This is a genomic window from Micromonospora sp. NPDC047740 (assembly GCF_043204735.1).
Taxonomy (GTDB): Bacteria; Actinomycetota; Actinomycetes; order Mycobacteriales; family Micromonosporaceae; genus Micromonospora.
Window position 1 is genome coordinate 1 of record NZ_JBIDCT010000048.1, and the last position, 3,099, is coordinate 3,099.

Sequence of the window (3,099 nt, forward strand, 5' to 3'; positions counted from 1 at the left end):
GACCCTCGTGCTCGTAGCAACAATGCGCAGCCCCTCGAAGCGGCTCCCAGCGTCAAACAGCTTGACGGCCTCACCAGCGCCATGAAAGTAACGACGTCGGCGGGCGACCCCGCCCACGATTTTCCTGCATGCGCAGCGCCCCGAAGAGACCCAGAAACAGCTTGGGAATCGGTTGAGTCGCGGCCCCGGGCCTGGTGCTGGAGGGTCATGGACGCACGGGCAACACGGCCAGGCTCTGCAACGGACCTCCGCTGGCCGGTGTTGACCGCTGTATCGGGCACGGATCGGGCACGGGCTCAGGTGGGGCAGAGGCTTGAACCCCTTGTGACGTTTTGCACCCATTGTCACCCCAGTTGTGCCGGATCTGTGCCCGCTGATCTTGCGCGGGGTCCTACGCTCGGACCTACCCGGATGCATTACGCCTTTTCGTTCGCGCCAACCCCTCCGACACCACGATATGGAGAGCAAGGTTCAAGAACGGAAGGCCATAGAGGATCAGCTCCTGAGCGCCGGAGAATTCGCCCACTTCAGTAGACAGGAACCCAACGAACGAAGCCCATGGCTGCCCTAAGACAATGAGGCCAAGTGCAGCCAGGTTTAAAGCTATAATCGCCGGCCCGGAAGTCACGGCGAATGGTTCAGTTGCCAAGGAAACTGCCAGTAACGCCAAAATCAGACTAAAATGTGCAAGCACCCAACGCCGTTTCGAAAGCAGCAACATGATCAGAGTCTAACGACAGAGGCCAAGCAACCCCTGCCTTGCAAAGGCGGCTCCACACAGTTGATGCTTGCTGATCAATGCCGACGACTGGTGTTGTCGTCCGGGACTTTGCTGTCCCGTACCAACGGTTGACGGCTGTTGTCGCGCGTCTCGCTGACTTCCTGCTGATTGACGACCGTCAGGGGTCGGCCCGACGGGCACCCTCGTCCAGCCCTGCTCGCCTCGCCCGGTACGATCGCGAGCTTGTTCGCACTGCAGGGAGCCCATGATATCCGCGTGCGGCCGCCCCGGCAGTTCCCTTGCTGAGAGTAGGTTTCGTCAATGGCATGCCGTATCAGTGAGCTCGTGCTCAAGTGCCGCGACCCCGAGGTGCTGGCGCGGTTCTGGTGCGAGATCCTGGACTTCATAGTGCTCGATCGCGAAGAGGGGGTCTACATCGAGATAGGCCCGCGCGAAGGGTTCGGCGGCCCGCAGCCGACGATCTTCCTCATCCGCAACGACGAGCCGAAGAACGGGCATGCCCGGCTGCACATCGACGTCAACCCCACCGACCGCGATCAGGACGCCGAGCTCGAGCGCCTCCTGGCCGCCGGGGCCAAACTCGTCGACATCGGTCAGCCTGCGGATGCGTCCTGGCACGTCCTCGCCGATCCAGAAGGCAACGAGTTCTGCCTGCTCAAGCGCCGCCTCGACCCACTCTGACGGCCCTTGCCCAAACGATCGGCGCAGCCGCCACCCCGCAGCCGCCGACAAGATCTGGCGACCCCATCAATAGCTGGGAGGCCGGGTGGATGCTCGACCCGCCCCGTGTCGCATGCGTGTTGGTGAGGCATTGACCCAGCCAGCGGAACCTCGCCATCCCGTCGCCGTCGACCCGCCCTTGTGGGAGCGGGCCGCCGTCGGGGCCGCCACGTCAAGACGGCCTTGACGCACGGACGGACGCTGGCGGTCCCGGCGGCGGTCTGCTCGGCTCGCCCCGGGTCGTCGGCGGTGGGATGGCGCTACCGCAACCACCCACGGACCGCGACCCGCCGACGGAGCCCCGGCCATCCTGGAGCCGGAGCGCCCCCGCCGGAGGCGCACTAGCCGCAACCCCGCGACCGCCGCCAGCTCGCCGACGCGGCCGGCGTGCGCTCCCTTACGCCGCGCGGGCACGTGGCCGCGCGGCCCGGCCGGCTGCCGGCCCACCCCTCACTCGTCAACGATCTGTCGTTCTGCGGCGGCCCACCGGACTTCCCACTGTCCGCGCCAGCCGCCGGGCATCCGGCGTGACGGCCGCAGAGCGACAGCGGCAGCGGCCGGCGCGCGCCCAGGCGGCGGCGCGTGCGGCCCGTCAAGGGCCGCCTTGAAGACATACAGAAACTTTGAACCAACTCGCCGGCAGCCGGCGGCCTGTGGTCGGCACAGCGAGGCTCCCGAAGGCCCCCGGGCGTGGTTTAGGGTCACGCCCGTGAATGGGAAGCATGCCCGACGGTGGGCGCTGGTGCTCGTGCCGCTGCTCCTGGTGGCCTCCGGCGTCTTCGTCCTGCGGTGGCTGTCAGTGCCCAACCCCCGGAAGCTGCCCAAGCAATTCCGGGAGCAGCTCGCATCGCGGGTGGTGGACGCAATCAAGCACGACCCGACCTTTGACGCGCAGCCAGGCAGCGAGCCAGATGATCGATGGCCGGTCTGCGCCGCCTCGGTGTTCGGGGTGGCGCCGGACTCGGCTGACACCGTTGACGAGGTCCGCACGATCTACACGCACGTGTTCTGCAAGTACCTGAGCGAGGCAGATGTAGCGAAGGGACCTGATGCCGACCTCAGCTCGCTCGGCGGCGTGTCGATGCCGATCGCCGTGCAGCTGGGACCGCCTGTCACCTATCAAAAACCGAAAGACGGGGAAGGCGTGTACCCGGACAGCATCCGGCGAATCTTTCCGAAACCCCTCCAAGCCGCTGCCTTCGCCGGACCTGAACCGTCAATTGGCGACGCGCTAGACGAACGCATCATGCGCCTTCTGTCCTCGCCGGTACCCTCGCCCTCCCACTCCTGACACCCACCATCCGACATCAATCCGTCGCGCATCAAGTGGAGCCCGACATAGCCGGCAGCCGGGCGCGACTTGTACGTGGGCCGAACGAGCATCATCCGATTCTGCTCGTCAACGAAGAGCGCGCCCGCTGCCACCTTCGGAGTGGCCTGCGGACGCGCGGTGCTGTCTTGGCTGGTCACATTCTCGGACTCTACGGATCTAGGCCCAACGCCGTTCAGTTAGGGCGGGTTGGGAGCTGTCAAGGGGCGGGCCTGATGATGTCGATGCTTGTGGTGGCTTTGTAGCTGCGTCGGTCGATGTTCGGTCCGCGGGCTTGGTATTTGCTGTTCGAGCGTTTGATCATGCG

The 3,099-nt window shown here is 65.8% G+C and carries 3 protein-coding genes; 2 read left to right on the forward strand and 1 reads right to left on the reverse strand.

What is annotated here, in order from left to right:
- Positions 1–403: 403 nt before the first annotated feature.
- Entirely contained in the window at positions 404–721 is a 318-nt protein-coding gene (locus ACGF4F_RS37300) for a hypothetical protein (RefSeq protein WP_393085237.1), read from the reverse strand.
- Between the two features lie 321 nt (positions 722–1,042).
- Between ACGF4F_RS37300 and ACGF4F_RS37305 the strand changes: the two genes are divergently transcribed.
- Positions 1,043–1,423: a VOC family protein gene (locus ACGF4F_RS37305; protein ID WP_357444831.1), complete on the forward strand. Its 381-nt coding sequence runs from the start codon at positions 1,043–1,045 to the stop codon at positions 1,421–1,423.
- Positions 1,424–2,204: 781 nt separating this feature from the next.
- Positions 2,205–2,753 (forward strand): hypothetical protein, encoded by a 549-nt coding sequence (locus tag ACGF4F_RS37310; RefSeq protein ID WP_357444825.1) that lies wholly within the window; start codon positions 2,205–2,207, stop codon positions 2,751–2,753.
- Positions 2,754–3,099 lie beyond the last annotated feature (346 nt).

Bases quoted from the DNA above. Each gene is read 5' to 3' on its own strand.
- ACGF4F_RS37305 (WP_357444831.1), top strand. From the start codon at position 1,043: ATGGCATGCCGTATCAGTGAGCTCGTGCTCAAGTGCCGCGACCCCGAG.
- ACGF4F_RS37300 (WP_393085237.1), bottom strand. From the start codon at position 721: ATGTTGCTGCTTTCGAAACGGCGTTGGGTGCTTGCACATTTTAGTCTG.